This window comes from Streptomonospora litoralis (genome assembly GCF_004323735.1).
GTDB classification, from domain to species: Bacteria; Actinomycetota; Actinomycetes; order Streptosporangiales; family Streptosporangiaceae; genus Streptomonospora; species Streptomonospora litoralis.
Genome location: NZ_CP036455.1, coordinates 41,645 through 58,987, shown reverse-complemented (window position 1 = coordinate 58,987; position 17,343 = coordinate 41,645). Strand labels below are relative to the sequence as shown.

Sequence of the window (17,343 nt, the reverse complement as noted above, 5' to 3'; positions counted from 1 at the left end):
CCCTGTTGCGCCATCGCAACTATAGGCGATGTGACTTAGTTCATTCAACTGTCTAAGTAACATTCCATCGACATGGAGTGATCACCTCATCGCACCTGATTACGGAACCTCCCCGGCAGCCGGTCCGGCGGGTATGCGGTCGATTCGGGGCTTCGGCGATTTCCCGACATGGCGACACGGCGACACGGCGACACGGCGAGCTGTCGACCTTCTCGACGCGGGTGCGGAACCCCGGCCGCACCCGGCTTGCCTGCCCGCAGCGGCTCCTCAGCCGTCGGCCGCGGCGGGCGGGTCGGCCTCGACCGGGGCGCCCCCGCTCTCCAGGTGCCACCACCGGGTGATGCCGATGTCGCCGAGGAAGGCGGTGTCATGCGCGGCGACGATGAGCGCTCCCCGGTACGCGTTCAGCGCCTCGGTGAGCCGCTCGACGCTGTGCAGGTCGAGGTTGTTGGTCGGCTCGTCCAGGACGAGCAGCTGGGGCGGCGGATCGGCCAGCAGCAGGCACGCCAGGGAGACGCGGAACCGCTCGCCGCCCGACAGCACCCCGGCCGGGTCCTCGACCCGGTCGCCGCGGATGAGGAAGCGGGCGAGGTTGGCGCGGACCAGATGGGGTGTGGCAGCGGGCGCGGCGGCGCGGACGTTGTCCAGCACGCTCATCGAGTCGTCGAGGACGTCCAGGCGCTGCGGGAGGTAGCCGACGCGGTCGACGGAGCGGGCCACCGACACCACCGGGTGGGGTGCCGATTCGGCTGCGGCGCGCAGCAGGGTGGTCTTTCCCGATCCGTTGTCGCCGGTCAGTGCGATCCGCTCGGGGCCCTGCACGTGGATGCGGCCGTCGGGGCCGTCCAGTTCCAGCACGGTGCGCCCCGCGGGGACGGCGGTGTGGGGCAACCGGATGCGGATGCGCTCGTCGTCGCGCACGGCGGATTCGGACTCGGCCAGCGCCTGCTCGGCGTCGTCCACTTTGGCCGACTGCATGATGCGGTGCTTGCCCGCGGACGCCTGGGCGTCGCGCTTGCGCTGGTTCATGACGATCTTGGGTTGGCTCTTGGACTCGTTCATCTTCCGCCCGTAGCGCGCCCGGCGGTCGATTTTGGTCTGCGCTTCGGCGAGCTGGCGCTTCTCCCGCCGGACGTCGGACTCGGCGGCGCGTACCGCCCGCTGGGCCGATTCCTGCTCGGCGGCGAGTTGTTCGGTGTAGGCGGAGTAGTTGCCGCCCCAGGTGCGGATGCGGCCCTCACGCAGTTCGGCGATGCGGTCGACGCGTTCCAGCAGTTCGCGGTCGTGGCTGACGATGACGAGCACGCCGCGCCAGGCGTCGACGGCCTCGTAGAGCAGAGCGCGGGCGCGGCGGTCGAGGTTGTTGGTCGGCTCGTCGAGCAGGGTGACGGCGGGACGGCGCAGGATGAGCCCGGCCAGTGCGGTGAGCACAGCTTCGCCGCCGGAGAGTGTGCCGACGGCGCGGTCGAGCGGGGCGTCGCCGGCCAGCGAGACGCCGAACCGTTCGAGCTGGGCGGCCGCACGCTCCTCGATATCCCAGTCGTCGCCGACGGCGGCGAAGTTGTCCTCGGCGGGATCGCCGCCCTCGATGGCGCGCAGCGCCGCGCGGGTGCGGGCGATTCCGAGGAGGTCGGCGACGGTCCGACCGGTGTCGAGGGTGAGGGTCTGGTCGAGGTAGTCGAGATCGCCCTCCACCCGGACGCTGCCCGATGTCGGGATGAGCCGGCCGATGGCGAGTTTCAGCAGGGTGGATTTGCCGGAGCCGTTGAGGCCGATCAGGCCGGTGCGGCCGCTGTCGAAGGCGGTGTTCAGGCCCGAGAAGACGGCGGTGCCGTCGGGCCATTCGAAGTTGAGATCGGAGTAGACGACGGAGTGGGACACGAGACCTCCCGGCGGTGAGCCGACGGAACGAGCAGGACGCTGGCGGTTCCGCTGGTCATGCGCATCGGGAAGGGTGCCTCCGTGGTGTCGGGTCGCCGGGCGCCGCACGCTCGGCCGGTGATGATCAGCATGGCAAGGGGCGGATCCGCGGCGCAACGGATTTCCGCGTGCTGTGGACCCGCCCCTGCTCGCCGGCGCCGGTGCGCCCGCGCCGACCCGGCGCGCCTACCGGCTCTTCGCGGGCCCGCCACCGCCTGCGGCGGCCGCGAGGCGGCGGCCGTCGCGCTCGGGGCGTGTGAAGACGAGTGCGACGACACCGCACACGATGGTGAGAGCTCCCCAGAAGATGAACGCGTTGTCGAGCCCCGCCGCCTGGGTTTCGGCCTGTTCGGCGACGAGGCCGGTGAACCAGGGCGCGATGACGCCCGCGAGCCCGTAGATCGCCGCGTACGTGCCCAGTGCGCCGGCGCGGCGCTCGACGGGTGCCATCTGGGCGATGACGGTGCTGCCGACGGGGAAGGCGATCAGGCCGATGCCGCCGATGACGCTGCACGCGAGCCGCGGGTAGAGGCCGGGCGCGTAGACGAAGCCGATGAAGGCGACGCCGGCGGCGACGACGCAGACCCCGCCGAGGACGCCGCGTGAGACGCGCCCGGAGTAGCCGCGGCCCATCAGGCTCTTCATCAGGGTGCCCAGGCCGATGTAGACGGCGGCGGTGATGAACAGCTGGCCGACCACGATGAACACGCTGATCTGCTGCTCGGTCATGTTCAGCACGTGCTCGGCGTAGAGCGGCTTGAAGTTCAGGTTGACGGCGATCGCCCAGTTGCCGGCGAACGCGGCCAGTGAGACCGCGAGGAACGTCGGTGTGGCGATGATGCGCAGGATCGAGGGGATGCGGTGCGCGGGTGCGGCGGCGGACGCGTCCGGCCCGGCGGGGGCCGCGGCACCGCTCCCGGTCCCGGCCGCGGCCTCCTCCGCGCCTTCCGCACCGGTCTCGGCGGTGTCGGGCGCTTCGTCGGTAGCCCGGCTGGCGGCGGGTGCCCGGTTGCTCAGCGGGCCTTCGCGGCCGATGAAGAACCAGGCCAGGCACCAGGCGATGCTGGCCAACCCGGTGTAGAGGAACGCCGAGCGCCAGCCGTGGTCGACGATGAGCCAGGTCAGCACCGGTGCGCCGATCATCACGCCGATCGAGCCGCCGGCCGACAGCAGCGAGCTGGCCAGGTTTCGATCGCTCTCCTTGAGCCAGGAGAACGCCGAGTGGTTGACCAGTCCGTAAGTGGGGCCCTCCGAGGCGCCGAGCAGGAGGCGGGAGAAGAGGATCACGCCGAGCCCGGTCGCGGCGACCATGGAGAGCTGGGCGACGCCCCACAGCACGGCGATGGCGCCCAGGGGCCGGGTGCTGCCGACGCGGTCGGCGGCGAACCCGACGATCAGTGTGGTGATGAAGAACGGCAGGTAGAAGGCGCTTCCGGCGAGCCCGAACTCGTCGAGGGTCAGGCCGAACTCGTCGATGATGGGGGTGGCGGCGAGGCCGAAGGCCAGCTTGTCGGCGTAGTTCAGCGCCATCAGGACCACGAGCATCGCGACGATGGTCCAGGCTCGCGGGGAGCCGGGGGTGAACTGCCGGTCGCCGACCTGGGCGGCCGTGCGTAGTGCCATGGCGGCGGCACCTCTCACTCGTGGGCGTAGGGGCGGGGGTGTGCTGCGGCGCGGTACTCGCGGTGCTCGCCGAGCCGGCTGCGCCGGTCAGTCCGCGAAGGAGGCGAGGTCGCGCTTGCCCTCGCGGCTGGCGCCGGCCGCGTGGCCGAGGATGTTGCGCACCATGAGCGACGACTCGGCGGCGGCGCGCTCCGCGTAGATGCGGGCGCGCGCCTCGTGCACGCCGGCGTTCTCGGGCTCGGCGCGTACGGCCTTCTCGATGAGGTGGCAGGCCAGCCGGGAGTCGCCGCCGTCGTGGACGGCGAGGGCGCGGTCGACGACCGCCTGCACGCCGCCGGCCAGCGCGATCCACTCCCGCGCCTGCTCGTCGAGCGGAGCGGGGAGCAGCTGGTCGGGCTCGCCTTCGTACCATCCGCCGAAGCGGCGCCAGACGTTGCGCACGACGAACTGCGGGTGGTCGTAGATGGGGCGCAGGTAGGGCCGGTCGGCCAGGTGCTCGGGCACTTGGACGCCGTGGATGACCGCGTCCAGCGGCAGGCCCTGCTCCATCAGCGCCAGCGTCTGGGATTCCAGGGACTCCAGCAGGTCGGCGGTCTCGCCGCAGGCGCGGCGCACCCGTTCGGCGCCGTAGACGGGGAAGCCGTGGCCGGGGAGCAGCAGTTCGGCGCCCAGCGAGGCGATCTCGCGCAGCGCGCGGGCCCATTCGCCGGCGTAGCGCTGCACCTTCTGCGGGTTGCCGGCGTTGGGGGAGGCCCAGATGAACAGGTCGCCGGTGTGCACCGCGCGGAGTTCGGGGATGTGGGTCCACACGGCGTCGTCGGTCTCGCCGCGGGCGTGGTGCATCTCGAAGGTGAGGCCGCCGCGGTGGAAGGTGCAGCGGTCGGCGAAGGTGACGTCGGGGTAGCGGAAGCGGTCGGGCCAGCGGAACCCGGGCACGTCCACGGCGAACTGGCGGCGGTTGATCGCGGTGTTGTAGCCGACGGTCGTCCGGTAGCGGTCGAAGTGGCCGGGTACGGCGTCGTGGGCGTAGACGACCGGCGCGGGGCGGCCGGACTCGCCGGCCTCGGCGTCGAAGGGGGAGACGCCGAAGACGTGGTCGACGTGGTGGTGGGAGTAGACCGCGGCGTGCAGCGGGGTGTCGGGGCGCCACTCGCGCACGTGGGAGTGCAGGTTCGCGGAGTCGATGTGGTGTCCGGCGTCCAGCATCACCAGGCCGTCGCCGGTGTCGACGGCGTAGACGTTGGCCAGGCCGTAGAACATCAGGATGCGCGGGTCCAGCTCTTCGCTGCGGTCGCGGCGGACCTCCACGGGGTTGAACTCGGCCGTGAAGCCGTGCGACTTGTTCCATGCCTGCTCGGCGAGTTCGCGGATCGTCGGCATCGGTGTCCTGTTCCTCGTATGGGGCGCTCTGTCCTGCACCAACTCTCCTAACGCCGTTCGGTTAGGCATGGCGGATGCCACATTAAAGCGTCTGCTTTAATCCGGCAAGGGTCGGCTGTAGAGTGTTGCCGCAGCACCGCACCCCCGTCCGATCCACACGCGAGGTGGCCATGGCGCGCGCCAAGACATCCGGGCCGTCCACGCGGGACCGCCTCATCGAGACCGCCGAGCGGCTGTTCGCCGTAGGCGGCATCTCCGGTGTCTCGCTGCGCGAGGTGGGCGCCGCCGCCGGGCAGCGCAACACCTCGGCCGCGCACTACTACTTCGGCGACAAGTCGGAACTGGTCCGCGCGATATTCGAGTACCGGATGCGCGACATCAACGCCCAGCGCCGGCGCATGCTGGCCGACCTGGAGGCGAACCCGCGCGCGGACCGGCTGCGTGCGCTGCTGGAGGCGCTGGTCTTCCCGCTGGCCGCGCACATCGTCGAAGGCGGCCACTACGCGCGCTTTTTCGCCCAGCTCACCGCCGATCCCGACAGCAGGCGCCGCGTCTACCGGTTCGACTGGGCCCAGACAGAGGGGCTGAACGACGTCTGGGAGGCCATCTCGACCCTGATGGAGGGCACGCTGCCGCCCGAGGTGCTGCGCAACCGCCTGCGCATGCTGCGCACCCTGGTCGTCACCACTTCGGCGGACATGGAGGAGCGCGGCGCCACCGCGGAGCACGGCACCCCGCAACCGTGGGCGCTGGACCTGGTCGACGCCGCCGAAGGGCTGCTGACGGCGCCGTGCCGGGCGGTGGCACCGGCCGCGGAGGAGCGCGGCGGCGCCACCGCGTAGGTGCGATGGCGCCGCGGCTCGTGCGGGTGTGCCGTCAGGCTGGGGTTCAGGCCCCGGGGCGGTGCTGCGCGGCCGCCCGCCGTTCCCACGCCGCATCCTGGGCACCGAACCATTCGCGTATCCGCTCCGAGCCCGACCATCCCCGGTATTCGCGGCGCAGGCCGTACTCGGCGGCATCAGAGGGCAGAGGCTCGCGGCGGCGCACGACCCAGTACTCGCTGCCGACCCACCGATAGCAGTGGACGTCCCAGGCGCCGTCGAACTCGTCGGCGACACCGCCGGGCGGTTCGACTTCGCCCCACCCGCCGCCGAGATAGCGGTAGACGGCGGTCACCGCAGGGCCTCTTCGGCGGTGCGCAACAGCGCGGCGAGCAGGCGCACGTCACGGGCGGCGACGGCGACACCGGCCGCGGCGTGGACGGCCTGGAAGAGGATCCGGCCGTCGTTGTCGGCGTCGTAGGCGATGTCCCACTCCCGGTGTTCCAGGGTGAGTTCCACGACCCGCTCGTAGTCGCCGCGCGGGGGCGGCGGGGGCGTGTAGCCGCGGACCGTGAGCGCGCAGGCCGCCCGGTTCACCGTCCCACCCCCGCGAGCAGGTCGCCGGGCGTCCTCGCGAGATCGGGGCGAGCGGCGAGAAGGCGCCGCACCGGCCCGCGCAGCGCGTCCCGGACGTCGTCGAGCCCGTCTCCGGCTGGGAGTGGATCGGCGAGGGCGACGGAGGCGACGGGACCGGGATCGGCGGTCACGACCGACGCGGCGCTGACGGCGGGCGCCGGAGCGGCCCGCAGGACGTAGGGCCGGACCCGGGAGGGCCGCTCGGCGCGGTGCCGACCCGCGCGGCGCCGACCGGCATACGGGGCCGGGGGCGCGACAGGGCGCCATCGGACGAACCAGGAGAGCAAGAGCAGCACAAGGCGCATGTCAACCCCTCGGGGTCGGGCCGGATGGGAGGTCCGGCGGGATCTTCAGGTGCATCCATGGTCGCTCAGAGTAAGCAAAATTCAATGCACACTTTAAATTGATCACACGAGTTGTATTGGACAGCACTACTCAAAGGTGTTCGACACATTAGAAGGTGAACGGATTACCGATTTGTCCAAATCAAGCAAGAGGGCCATAGGATCGGATGAGGTCAGCGACTCACCAGCGAGGAGCGCCCCCGAGATGGCCAACAGCCCGCCCCTGCGACGCAGGCGCCTGTCCCGACACCTACGCGAACTGCGGGAAGCGAAGGGGTACACCGCCGAGTACGCCACGACGAAGGCGAAGGAGTCAGGCGTCGGCCGGTGGTCGCGGGGGAAGCTCACGCGGATAGAGAACAACGAGTGGACCAGGCCCAACCCACGTGACGTCGAGGTGCTGCTGGACGTCTACGAGGTGAACGACCCCGAGCAGCGCCAGGCGTACATCACTCTCGCGCGGCAGGCGCGGCAACGCGGCTGGTGGGTCGGCTACTCCGATGTCCTCGGCAAGGGCGCCTACGTCGGCCTGGAGTTCGAAGCGTCGCGTATCCGCACCTACCAGGCGCTGGTTGTTCCCGGCCTGCTGCAAACCGCCGGCTACGCCCACGCGACCATGGAGGCTGCGGGCATCACCGACGCCGACGAGATCCAACGGCATGTCGAGGCCAGGATGGTCCGCCAGCAAGTCCTCACCCAGGCGGATCCGCCCCGCATCTGGGCGATCGTCGACGAGGCAGCACTCGAGAAAATCCCCGCTGAGGTACGCGACGAGCAGGTGCGGCACCTGCTTCAGATTCAGCGAGCGGAGTTCGGTGTGCAGGTCCTGCCGCACTCGGCGGGACTGCACGCGGCCGTGAGCGGAAGCTTCGTCATCCTGGACTTTCCCGAGGACCCATCGGTGGTATACCGAGAAGACATCCTGGCCTCCGTGTTCTACGAGGAAGCACGCGAGATCGAGCGCTGCGAAATGATCTACGACCACGTGCACGCTGCGGCGATGAGCGTGGAAGACTCGCGTCGGTTCCTTGAGGACCTACTGACCTGAGCTGAGGGAGCCCCGATGACCGAAGAGCTGCACTTCCACAAGAGTTCGTACAGCGTGGGCGGCCGCGAAGACTGCGTCGAGGTCGCCAAGGCTCCCGGTACGGCCGCCGTTCGCGACACTCAGAACCGGCATCTCGGACACGTCGAGTTCCCGGCGGCGGAATGGGACGCGTTTCTCGAAGAGGTGAAGGCCGACCGCCTGTAGTACTCCCAACGAAGTAGGCCCCGGACTCGGCGGTCCGGGGCCTTCTTCGTGCTTACCTGAAGCATCCCGCAATGAGTCTACCGTTCCGCACGGATGCCGACTATGTCGAGCTGTCGCCCCCTGCCGCCACCGACCACGCCGGCCCGCCCCGGGCTTCCGAGCCATACCCGGTGAGTGCCGTCGGCACAGAAGCGGCCGCGCCGGTGGGCAGGTCCGGCGCGGCCGCGTCTTGCGGCCCCTCAGGCGGGGCGGTTCGGGGTTATCGGCGCAGGCCGTAGCCGTAGCGGAACAGCGGGTCCTTGCGGTGGTCGCCGAGGTTGATGGGCTGCTGGTCGACCGAGGACGGCCAGGTCACCGGGAGGCGGCCGCGGAAGCGCTCGTGGCCGAAGACGACGTCGGTCATGCCCGCGCCCTCGGTTCCGGGCAGCCACGAGGCGACGAACGCGTCGGCGGTCTTCAGTTCCTCGTTGATGATCATCGGCCGGCCGGAGACCAGCATGGCGATGCAGACGTCGGTCTTGCTGCAGATGTCGTTCAGCTGCCGGGTGTCGGCCTCGCTGAGCTGCAGGTCGCCGTCGTCGCCGAAGCCCTCGGCGTAAGGCGTTTCGCCGCCGACCCAGATGCCGATGTCGCCGGAGTAGTCGCCTCCGGTTTCGGTACCGACGAACTCGACGTCGGTGCGGGTGCCCTCGGTCTCGGCCTGGATGGCCTCCCAGAAGGTGGTGCCTTCGGTGGTGTCGCCGCCGCTGCCCTGCCAGGTGATCGACCACCCGCCCATCTGATAGCCGAGGTTGTCGGCGGTCTTCCCGCCGACCACGATGTCCTTTCCGGACTTCCGCGACAGCGGCAGCACGTTCCCGTCGTTCTTCAGCAGCACCTGGGACTGGGCGACCGCCTCGCGGGCCACCCTGCGGTGCTTGGCCGAGCCGACGTCGTCGGTGTAGCGGCGGTCGGTGAAGGGCTCCTCGAACAGCTCCATGTCGAACTTGAGGTCGAGGATGCGGCGGACCGCGTCGTTGATGCGCTTCTCGCTGATACGCCCGGCGCGGACCTCGCTGACGATCGCGTCGATGTTCTGCTTGTAGTCGTTGGGGACCATGATCATGTCCAGTCCCGCGTTGATGGACTTGCGCAGCTTCTCGGCGTAGGAGTCGCCCTCGACCTGGCGCACGCCGGCCCAGTCGGAGATGACGACGCCGTCATAGTCGAGTTCGCCCTTGAGCACGTCGTTTACCAGGTACTCGTGCTGGTGCATCTTCAGCCCGTTCCAGCTGCTGAAGGAGATCATCACCGAGGCGACGTCGGCCCGGATGGCCGCGCGGTAGGGCGGCAGGTGGATCCGGCGCAGTTCGCGCTCGCTCATCTGGGCGTTGCCCTGGTCGATCTGGTAATCGCCCTCGCCGGTGCCCCAGGTGGTGCCGCCGTCGGCGACGTAGTGCTTCGCGGTGGCCGCCACGCTCTCGGAGTCGAGCCGGTAGCCCTGGAATCCCCGCACGGAGGCGCGGCCCATGGAACTCGCCAGCCAGGGGACCTCGCCGAAGCCCTCGTAGGTGCGGCCCCAGCGGTCGTCGCGGGGCACGCTCACCGCGGGTGCGAAATTCCAGTCGATGCCGGTGCCCAGGACCTCCTTGCGGGTGATGTTCTGGGCCTTGCGCACCAGCCAGGGGTTGCGGGTGGCGCCCAGGCCGATGTTGTGCGGGAAGATCGTGGCGCCCTCGACGTTGCTGTGGCCGTGCACCGCGTCGACGCCGTAGATCAGCGGGATGCCCAGTCGGCTCTTCATGGCCGCGCGCTGGTACTCGTCGTACATGTCGGCCCACTCCGAGGCCGTCCCCCCGGCCTCGCCTCCCGGGCCGGCGCCGCCGCCGGACAGCAGGGACCCGATGCCGTACTCGGCGAGGGCCTCCTTGTTGTCCATGACGTTGGGGTGGTTGACCTGCGTCATCTGACCCGCTTTCTCCTCCAGGGTCATCTGCGCCAGGCAGTCCTCGGTGGAGTCGCAGCGGGGTGCCGCCGCGGCGGTGGGCGCCGCGGCCGCGAGGAGCGGGAGGAGGAGCGCTCCCACGGTCGCCGAGCACGCGGCGGCGAACCACGGGGATCTACCGGAACGCGCGGTGGCCGCGCGGGGACCTGCCATCATCGACCTCCTGTAACTGCGCCTTGCGGCGCTTCGCCAAACCCGGCGGCCCCACCCCCGGCACACGTCGCCCCGACGGGCATTCTGTTGTCGGTGTCTCCTTTGGCCCTTCCGATCCGGAAGTAAAGTAACCGTAAATAACGCTTCGTATTACCGTCAAGGACGGGGCGTGTCCGGCTGGCCGCACCTGCACAGCAGCCTGAAGCATGCGCACCTCACCGGGCTGGTGCGGCGCGCCCGGGGCGTGGGCTCGGGGGCGGGCCAGGCAGCGGGAAGTGGCGGCGGGGCGGCTCGGGTCTGCTGGGCGGCCTTGTTGGGTAGCACCGGCCCCATCGCGGTTTCTCCCGTCTATCGTGAACTTATGGCCACCGGAAAGCGCATTCCGCGACCATACGTTCACGATAGAGCCGGATGCACCGGCATACCGGACATACCTGCGCAGGCCCTACGATCACCGGCGACGCACGCAGCGAAGTACCGCCAGGCGAAGTGCCGAAGAAGCGTCTCCCCTGCCGCTCAGGCGTCGTAGTCGACCGTCACCTCGCCGGTCACCGGGAACGACTGGCAGGTCAGTACGAAACCCGCGGCGACCTCGGCCTCCTCCAGCGCGTAGTTGCGCCGCATCTCGACCTCGCCGCCGGTTACCCTGGCCCGGCAGGTGCCGCAGACCCCTCCGCGGCAGGCGAAGGGCATGTCGGCGCGCATCGCCTGGGCGGAGTCCAGGACCGTGGCGTCCGCGGGCATCGCCGCTTCGGTGCTGCGCCCCTCCAGCACGACGGTGAGCCTCCCGGCCTCGCGGGACGACGCGGACTCGGCGCGGCGCGGCGGCGGGGGCGGCGCGTCGACGTGGAACAGTTCGCGGTGCACCCGGTCGTCGGGTACGCCGAGGTCGGCGAGGACGCCGCGGGCGCCCTCGGTCAGCGCGAAGGGGCCGCACAGCCACACGTGGTCGGTACCCCGCACCGGCACCAGCGCCTCCAGCACCCGCCGCAGCCGGTCGGGCTCCAGCCGCCCGCAGAGTAGTTCGGCGTCGCGGGGTTCGCGGGAGAGCACGTGGACCAGGTGGAACCTGTCGGGAAACCGGTCCTTCAGGTCGGCCAGCTCCTCGGCGAACATCACCGTGTGCGAGGTGCGGTTGCCGTAGACCAGAGTCGCCTCGGCGGCCGGATCGCCTTCCAGCAGCGAAACCGCGATCGACAGCACCGGCGTGATACCCGAACCGGCGGCGATGAGCAGGTGGCGACCGCCCTGGCCGGGGTCGGCGGAGAACGAGCCGCTCGGCGTGGCGACCTCGACCTCCTCACCGGGCGCGGCCTCGTGCACCAGCCAGCCGGAGAACAGGCCGTCCGGCACCTCGCGCACGCCGATGCGCAGCGGTCCGCCGGCGGGGGAGCAGATGGAGTAGCTGCGCCGGTGCTCCCGCCCGCCGACGCGACGGCGCAGGGTCAGCGACTGGCCCGGGGCGAACGCGTAGTCGGCGGCCAGTTCGGGCGGGACGTCGAACGTCACCGCCGCAGCGTCCGGGCACAGCCGCTCGGTCGCGGCGATCCGCAGGGTGTGGAAAACCGGGGCCGTGCGCCTGCGCGGCTCGGCCGTGGTGGAGGTCATCTCAGATCTCCTTCATATGCTCGAACGGCTCGGCGCAGGCGGCGCACCGGTACAGCGCCTTGCAGGCGGTGGACCCGAACTCCGAGGTCAGCTCGGCGGCGTCGGACCCGCATCGGGGGCAGTGCAGGGCGCGGCGGCGCGGGGTCAGCGACAGCGGGACGGGCCCCTCGTGCCGAGGAGCGGGGCCCGGCGGCGAGATGCCGTGCTGGGCCAGCAGGCGGCGGCCGCGCTCGGTGATGCGGTCCGTGCTCCACGGCGGGTACAGCACCGTGCGCACCTCCACGCGGGAGAACCCGTCGGCGCGCAGCGCCCGGTCCACATCGGCGCGGATGGCGGCGAGCGCCGGGCAGCCCGAGTAGGTCGGGGTGATCTCCACGACCGCGCCGCCCTCGCCGTCGGCGCGGACCTCGCCCAGCACGCCGAGGTCGGCCAGGGTCAGCATGGGCAGCTCGGGGTCGGTGACCGCCGCGGCTGCCTCCCGCGCCCGGCGCCGGGAGTCCTCGGCACTTTGCGGCGACGCGTTCACCATGTGCCCCGGGGGTGTGCGCGGGCCAGCGACTGCATCTCGGCCGTCAGCTCCGCCAACGCTTCGGTGTGCTCGCCGGCGCGTCCGCGGGGCCGGGCGCCGCCGTCCAGGTCGGGCATCGGCAGCCCGGCGGCCGACAGCGCCTCGCCGAGCACCGCCTCGCAGGCGGGGCGCACCGCGTCGGGCGCGGTTCCCGCCCCGGAGGCGGCCATGCGGCGCTCCACCGCGTGCACGGCGAACAGTTCGGCGGCGTGCGGCCACACGGCGGCGGCGCCGGACTCGGCCCTGCGGCGCGACTCCGCGGTGCCGCGCGCCAGGGTGACGGTCCAGCGGGCGGCGTAGTCGCGGTGGTAGGCGACTTCGGCCACCCCCTTGGCCGCGACCGCGGCCAGCACGGGGTCGGCGGAGCCGCGCAACCGCTCCAGCAGGGCCAGCCGCCACACCGAGAACAGCAGCAGCCGCAGTGTCGACTGCGCGAAGTCGCCGTTGGGCAGTTCGGCCAGGACCGTGTTGCGGAACGCGTCCGGGCCGCGGAAGAACGCGAGCGCGTCCTCGGCGGGTACGGGCGAACCGGTCGGCAGAGCGGGGACGGCGCCCGGGTCGGCCGCTGCGGCGCGGGACAGCAGCAGCCGGGCCTGGCCGAGCAGGTCGAGGGAGATGTTGGCCAGCGCCACGTCCTCCTCCAGCTCGGGAGCGCGGCTGCACCACTCGGCCAGGCGCTGGGACAGCACGAGCGCGTCGTCGCCGAGCATCAGGCAGTAGGCGGCGAGGTCGGCGCGGTCCACACCCTCGGGCACGGCGGTGTCGACACCGGCGAGCGGGTCGTCGAACCCGGTGCCGAAGGCCCATTGCGCGGCGTCGCCGTCCACGTCGACCAGGCCGGCGTAGACCGACTCCTCGGGCGGGTCGGCGGCGGGCGGGTGCGTCATCTGCGGCCTCACATGTGCGGCACGTCGTCGGGGATGGAGTAGAAGGTGGGGTGCCGGTAGACCTTGTCGCCGCTGGGGGCGAACATCGGGTCCTTTTCGTCCGGGCTGGATGCGGTGATCAGCGCGGCGCGCACCACCCATACGCTCACCCCCTCGTTGCGGCGGGTGTAGACGTCGCGGGCGCGGCGCAGCGCCATCTCGTCGTCGGCGGCGTGCAGGGAGCCGACGTGCACGTGGTTGAGGCCGCGCTTGCCGCGCACGAAAACCTCGTACAGCGGCCAGTCGGCGGCCTCGGGCGTCTCGGCTGCCATCAGCTCTCACCTCCCGCGGGGGCGGCGGCCGCCCGGCCGCGGGCGGCGAACGCGGCCGCGGCCTCGCGGACCCAGGCGCCTTCCTCATGCGCGCGGCGACGGTGGTCGATCCGTTCGGCGTTGCACGGGCCGTCGCCCTTGATGACGCGGGTGAGCTCGGCCCAGTCGGGCTCGCCGAAGTCGTAGCGACCGCGTTCGGGGTTCCAGGCCAGCTCCGGGTCGGGCAGGGTCACGCCCAGCGCGTCGGCCTGGGGGACGGTCATGTCGACGAAGCGCTGCCGCAGTTCGTCGTTGGTGTGGCGCTTGATGCCCCACCGCATCGACTTCTCGGTGTTGGGGGAGTCGGCATCGGGGGGACCGAACATCATCAGCGAGGGCCACCACCAGCGGTCCACCGACTCCTGCACCATGGCGCGCTGCTCGCCGGTGCCGCGCATCATCGTCATCAGCAGCTCGTAGCCCTGGCGCTGGTGGAAGGACTCCTCCTTGCAGATGCGGATCATGGCCCGGCTGTAAGGGCCGTAGGAGCTGCGGCACAGCGGCACCTGGTTGCAGATGGCGGCGCCGTCGACCAGCCAGCCGATGGTGCCGACGTCGGCGTAGGAGGGGGTGGGGTAGTTGAAGATCGAGGAGTACTTCTGCGCGCCCGACATGAGCCGGCGCGTGAGGTCGGCGCGGTCCACGCCCAGAGTCTCGGCCGCCGAGTACAGGTACAGGCCGTGCCCCGCCTCGTCCTGCACCTTGGCCAGCAGGATGGCCTTGCGGCGCAGTGACGGCGCGCGCGAGATCCACTCGCCCTCGGGCTGCATGCCGATGATCTCGGAGTGGGCGTGCTGGGAGATCTGGCGGATGAGCGTCTTGCGGTAGCCCTCCGGCATCCAGTCGCGCGGTTCGATGCGCTCCTGGCGGTCGACGACCGCCTCGAACTCGGCGTTGAGCCGCTCTTCGTCCGCTGTCGCGGGTACCGCCATGGCTGCTCCTACCAGCTGCTGAACCGGCCCGGAACGATTTACTGACCGATCGTTCTGTAATAGTCTGCCACCACACCGGCGAAGGGCGCAATGAGAGGACCGGCCGTGAGTGCACTACTGGAGAGCTACGCACAGGGCGCCTGGTACCGCGCTCTTGACGAGGGCATGCCGCTGGCCGACGCGACCACGGGCGAGACCGTCGCCCGCCTGTCCGGCACCGGAGTGGACGTGCCCGGCATGATCGCCTACGGCCGCCGCGTCGGCGGTCCCGCGCTGCGCTCGCTCACCTTCCACGAGCGCGCGGCGACCCTGAAGGACCTGGCCAAGCACCTGACCGCGCACACCGCCGAGTTCCACGCGCTGTCGCACCGCACCGGCGCCACCGCCCGCGACAACGCCGTCGACGTCGACGGCGGGATCGGCACGCTGTTCGGCTACTCCAGCAAGGGCAGGCGCGAACTGCCCAACGACACGGTGCTGCCCGACGGTCCCGCCGAGCGGCTCGGGCGCGGCGGCACCTTCGTCGGACAGCACGTCTACACCTCCCGGCCCGGCGTCGCCGTGCAGATCAACGCGTTCAACTTCCCGGTGTGGGGCATGCTGGAGAAGCTCGCCCCGGCCTTCCTCGCCGGGATGCCGAGCATCGTCGCGAGCCAGACCGCCTACCTCACCGAACTGGTCGTGCGGCGCATCGTGGAGTCGGGGCTGCTGCCCGAAGGCACCCTGCAACTGCTCGCCGCAAGCCCCGCCGGACTGCTGGAGGCCCTCGGAGAGCAGGACACGGTCGCCTTCACCGGCTCCGCCGAAACGGGGGCGAAGCTGCGCGCCCACCCGGCCGTGGTCCAGGGCGGAGTGCGGCTCGGCGTGGAGGCAGACTCGCTCAACTGCTCGGTGCTGGCGCCCGACGCGGCCCCCGACGACCCCGAGTTCGCGCTCTTCGCCGACCAACTGGTCACCGAGATGACGGTCAAAGCCGGGCAGAAGTGCACCGCCATCCGGCGCGCGATCGTGCCCGAGCACCTGGTAGACGAGATGATCGGCGCGGTCGAGGCGCGGCTGGCCGACGTCGTCGTCGGCGACCCCGCCGACCCGCAGGTGGCCATGGGCCCGCTCGTCGGCCAAGACCAGCGCACCGAGGTGCGCAAGGCGATCGCGGCGCTGCGCACCTCGGCGCGGCCGGTCGCCGGCGACGCCGACCGCTGCGCACCGGTGGGCGCGGACGCCGAGCGCGGCGCGTTCCTGGCTCCGCTGCTCCTGCACGCCGACGCGGACGCCGCCGAACCCCACGAGGTCGAGGCGTTCGGCCCGGTCAGCACCATCATCGGCTACCGCACCGCTGCCCAGGCCGTGGAGGCGGCCGCGCGCGGCCGCGGCAGCCTGGTCGGCTCCGTGGTCGGCCACGACCCCGCCGCCGTACGCGAGATCGTGCTGGGCCTGGCGCCCTGGCACGGCCGGATCCTGGTGCTCGACCGCGACGACGCGGGCGAGTCCACGGGACACGGCTCCCCGCTGCCGGCGCTCGTGCACGGCGGTCCCGGCCGGGCCGGAGGCGGTGAGGAACTCGGCGGCATCCGCGGCGTCCTGCACCACATGCAGCGCACCGCGGTGCAGGCGTCGCCCGACATGGCGACCGCGATCACCGGTCGCTGGACCACCGGCTCCGCGCGGCGCCGCGACGGCGTGCACCCGTTCCGCAAGAGCCTGGCCGAACTGCGCATCGGCGACACCATCGCCTCTGCGCGGCGCACGGTGACGCTGGAGGACATCGGGCACTTCGCGGAGTTCACCGGCGACACCTTCTATGCGCACACCGACCCGGAGGCGGCCGCCGCCAACCCGCTGTTCGGCGGGATCGTCGCCCACGGCTACCTGGTGGTGTCCCTGGCCGCGGGGCTGTTCGTCGACCCCGCGCCGGGACCGGTGCTGGCCAACTTCGGCGTCGACGACCTGCGATTCCTCACCCCGGTCAAGGCGGGCGACTCGATCGCCGTCACGCTGACCGCCAAGCGGATCACCCCGCGCTCCGGCGCCGACTACGGCGAGGTCCGCTGGGACGCCGTCGTCGACAACGCCGACGGCGAGCCGGTGGCGACCTACGACGTGCTGACGCTGGTCGCCAAGGAGCAGCCGGCGGTGTGACGGGCTTCGGCGGGAATCAGCGGCGGGGTCCTCCGTACAGCCAGACGGTGCCCATGCCGACGTAGAACAGGCCGACCGCGGGCACCATGAGGACGGCCAACAGCGACGCTTCGACGAGGTAGAGGAGCACCGACCCGGGAACGGCCCAGGCCGTCATGGCGAAGGCGAGCTTGGCCAGCCGCCGCTTCCGGTCGGTGCTTGCATCGGTAGCCGAGGGCCGCACGTGTGCCTCCTGGGGGATAGGGGAGGGCTGCGCCGCATCGCGGCCGGAGTCTCCGCGCCGGCGGCTGGGCGCCGAGCCTACCGCGCCCGCCCGCGGCGCCGGCGCCGCGGGCGGGAAACCAGGCGCCCGGCACGACCGGCCGCATAGACGCCGAACCGCACGGACGCCGACACCGGTCATCGCGCTCGGCCGCGGGGTCGCGGTCGCCCAGACCTGCGGTCCAGCAAGCCGCCCTCGCCCTCGTCGACGACCTCGGCTTGGACCGCCACCACATCCTGCACGCCGTCCGCGCCGACCTGCTGCGCCGCCTGGACCGCACGGCGGAGGCGGCCGCGGCGCACGCCCGCACCGCCAACCCGGCGGAACAGGCGTTCCTGCAGGGGCGCATGGACAACCTGCCCGAGTCGTGAGGCACCGCGTTCAGGGGTAGCGTGGCACTGCCGCCATCGCCGCGCGCAAGCGCGGATTCTCGATCAGGCCGAGGGGCCGGAACCGGTCACCCTGCCCGCACCGCGCCTCGGAC

Annotated in this window: 18 protein-coding genes; 5 read left to right on the top strand and 13 right to left on the bottom strand. The window is 71.6% G+C overall.

Annotated features, from left to right (window positions below):
• Nucleotides 1-267: 267 nt before the first annotated feature.
• The 3 genes from EKD16_RS00225 to EKD16_RS00215 all read right to left on the bottom strand — a co-directional run bounded on the left by EKD16_RS00225 (nt 268) and on the right by EKD16_RS00215 (nt 4,923).
• On the bottom strand, nt 268-1,881 hold the full coding sequence (locus EKD16_RS00225; RefSeq protein ID WP_131096517.1) for an ABC-F family ATP-binding cassette domain-containing protein: 1,614 nt from the start codon (nt 1,879-1,881) through the stop codon (nt 268-270).
• Nucleotides 1,882-2,106: 225 nt separating this feature from the next.
• Nucleotides 2,107-3,543, bottom strand: a complete 1,437-nt coding sequence (locus EKD16_RS00220) for an MFS transporter (protein ID WP_131096516.1) — start codon at nt 3,541-3,543, stop codon at nt 2,107-2,109.
• Between the two features lie 87 nt (nt 3,544-3,630).
• On the bottom strand, nt 3,631-4,923 hold the full coding sequence (locus EKD16_RS00215; RefSeq protein ID WP_165498459.1) for an alkyl sulfatase dimerization domain-containing protein: 1,293 nt from the start codon (nt 4,921-4,923) through the stop codon (nt 3,631-3,633).
• Between the two features lie 170 nt (nt 4,924-5,093).
• Between EKD16_RS00215 and EKD16_RS00210 the strand changes: the two genes are divergently transcribed.
• On the top strand, nt 5,094-5,765 hold the full coding sequence (locus EKD16_RS00210; RefSeq protein WP_131096514.1) for a TetR/AcrR family transcriptional regulator: 672 nt from the start codon (nt 5,094-5,096) through the stop codon (nt 5,763-5,765).
• A 46-nt stretch (nt 5,766-5,811) separates the two neighbouring features.
• Here EKD16_RS00210 and EKD16_RS00205 read toward each other — a convergent pair whose 3' ends face one another.
• Genes EKD16_RS00205 through EKD16_RS00195 form a run of 3 tightly spaced genes read right to left on the bottom strand, consistent with a single transcriptional unit; the run spans nt 5,812 to nt 6,676 of the window.
• Nucleotides 5,812-6,099, bottom strand: coding sequence for a hypothetical protein (locus EKD16_RS00205; protein ID WP_131096513.1), 288 nt, complete (start codon nt 6,097-6,099; stop codon nt 5,812-5,814).
• Nucleotides 6,096-6,341 carry a hypothetical protein gene (locus tag EKD16_RS00200; RefSeq protein ID WP_131096512.1) on the bottom strand — a complete coding sequence of 82 codons (246 nt, stop codon included), beginning with the start codon at nt 6,339-6,341 and terminating at the stop codon, nt 6,096-6,098. The genes EKD16_RS00205 and EKD16_RS00200 overlap by 4 nt, the downstream gene beginning before the upstream one ends.
• Entirely contained in the window at nt 6,338-6,676 is a 339-nt protein-coding gene (locus EKD16_RS00195) for a hypothetical protein (RefSeq protein WP_131096511.1), read from the bottom strand. Before EKD16_RS00195 ends, EKD16_RS00200 begins: the two co-directional genes overlap by 4 nt.
• A gap of 253 nt (nt 6,677-6,929) precedes the next feature.
• Between EKD16_RS00195 and EKD16_RS00190 the strand changes: the two genes are divergently transcribed.
• Both EKD16_RS00190 and EKD16_RS00185 read left to right on the top strand, forming a co-directional pair.
• On the top strand, nt 6,930-7,772 hold the full coding sequence (locus EKD16_RS00190) for a helix-turn-helix domain-containing protein (protein ID WP_131096510.1): 843 nt from the start codon (nt 6,930-6,932) through the stop codon (nt 7,770-7,772).
• Between the two features lie 15 nt (nt 7,773-7,787).
• On the top strand, nt 7,788-7,976 hold the full coding sequence (locus tag EKD16_RS00185) for a DUF397 domain-containing protein (RefSeq protein WP_131096509.1): 189 nt from the start codon (nt 7,788-7,790) through the stop codon (nt 7,974-7,976).
• Nucleotides 7,977-8,235: 259 nt separating this feature from the next.
• On the opposite strand, the gene EKD16_RS00180 is transcribed toward EKD16_RS00185, so the two are convergent.
• The 6 genes from EKD16_RS00180 to paaA form a co-directional block, all read right to left on the bottom strand.
• Nucleotides 8,236-10,113 (bottom strand): glycoside hydrolase family 3 protein, encoded by a 1,878-nt coding sequence (locus EKD16_RS00180; protein WP_207391400.1) that lies wholly within the window; start codon nt 10,111-10,113, stop codon nt 8,236-8,238.
• 516 nt (nt 10,114-10,629) lie between these two features.
• Nucleotides 10,630-11,721: a 1,2-phenylacetyl-CoA epoxidase subunit PaaE gene (gene paaE, locus EKD16_RS00175; protein WP_131096508.1), complete on the bottom strand. Its 1,092-nt coding sequence runs from the start codon at nt 11,719-11,721 to the stop codon at nt 10,630-10,632.
• A 1-nt stretch (nt 11,722) separates the two neighbouring features.
• On the bottom strand, nt 11,723-12,250 hold the full coding sequence (gene paaD, locus EKD16_RS00170) for a 1,2-phenylacetyl-CoA epoxidase subunit PaaD (RefSeq protein WP_131096507.1): 528 nt from the start codon (nt 12,248-12,250) through the stop codon (nt 11,723-11,725).
• Nucleotides 12,244-13,176 carry a 1,2-phenylacetyl-CoA epoxidase subunit PaaC gene (paaC, locus tag EKD16_RS00165; protein WP_131096506.1) on the bottom strand — a complete coding sequence of 311 codons (933 nt, stop codon included), beginning with the start codon at nt 13,174-13,176 and terminating at the stop codon, nt 12,244-12,246. Before paaC ends, paaD begins: the two co-directional genes overlap by 7 nt.
• Nucleotides 13,177-13,184: 8 nt before the next feature.
• Complete coding sequence (gene paaB / locus EKD16_RS00160) at nt 13,185-13,487, bottom strand: 1,2-phenylacetyl-CoA epoxidase subunit PaaB (RefSeq protein WP_131096505.1); 303 nt, start codon at nt 13,485-13,487, stop codon at nt 13,185-13,187.
• Entirely contained in the window at nt 13,487-14,458 is a 972-nt protein-coding gene (gene paaA / locus EKD16_RS00155) for a 1,2-phenylacetyl-CoA epoxidase subunit PaaA (RefSeq protein ID WP_131096504.1), read from the bottom strand. Before paaA ends, paaB begins: the two co-directional genes overlap by 1 nt.
• Before the next feature lie 105 nt (nt 14,459-14,563).
• Between paaA and paaZ the strand changes: the two genes are divergently transcribed.
• The gene (paaZ, locus tag EKD16_RS00150) at nt 14,564-16,597 is read left to right on the top strand and encodes a phenylacetic acid degradation bifunctional protein PaaZ (RefSeq protein WP_131096503.1); all 2,034 of its coding nucleotides are present in this window, start codon (nt 14,564-14,566) and stop codon (nt 16,595-16,597) included.
• Nucleotides 16,598-16,613: 16 nt separating this feature from the next.
• Here the strand turns inward: paaZ and EKD16_RS25135 are convergent, their stop codons facing one another.
• Complete coding sequence (locus EKD16_RS25135) at nt 16,614-16,820, bottom strand: hypothetical protein (protein WP_165498451.1); 207 nt, start codon at nt 16,818-16,820, stop codon at nt 16,614-16,616.
• A 257-nt stretch (nt 16,821-17,077) separates the two neighbouring features.
• On the opposite strand from EKD16_RS25135, the gene EKD16_RS25635 reads away from it, so the two are divergent.
• A complete protein-coding gene (locus EKD16_RS25635; RefSeq protein ID WP_207391399.1) occupies nt 17,078-17,230 on the top strand; it encodes a hypothetical protein in 153 nt (50 codons plus the stop codon).
• Nucleotides 17,231-17,343: the final 113 nt, after the last annotated feature.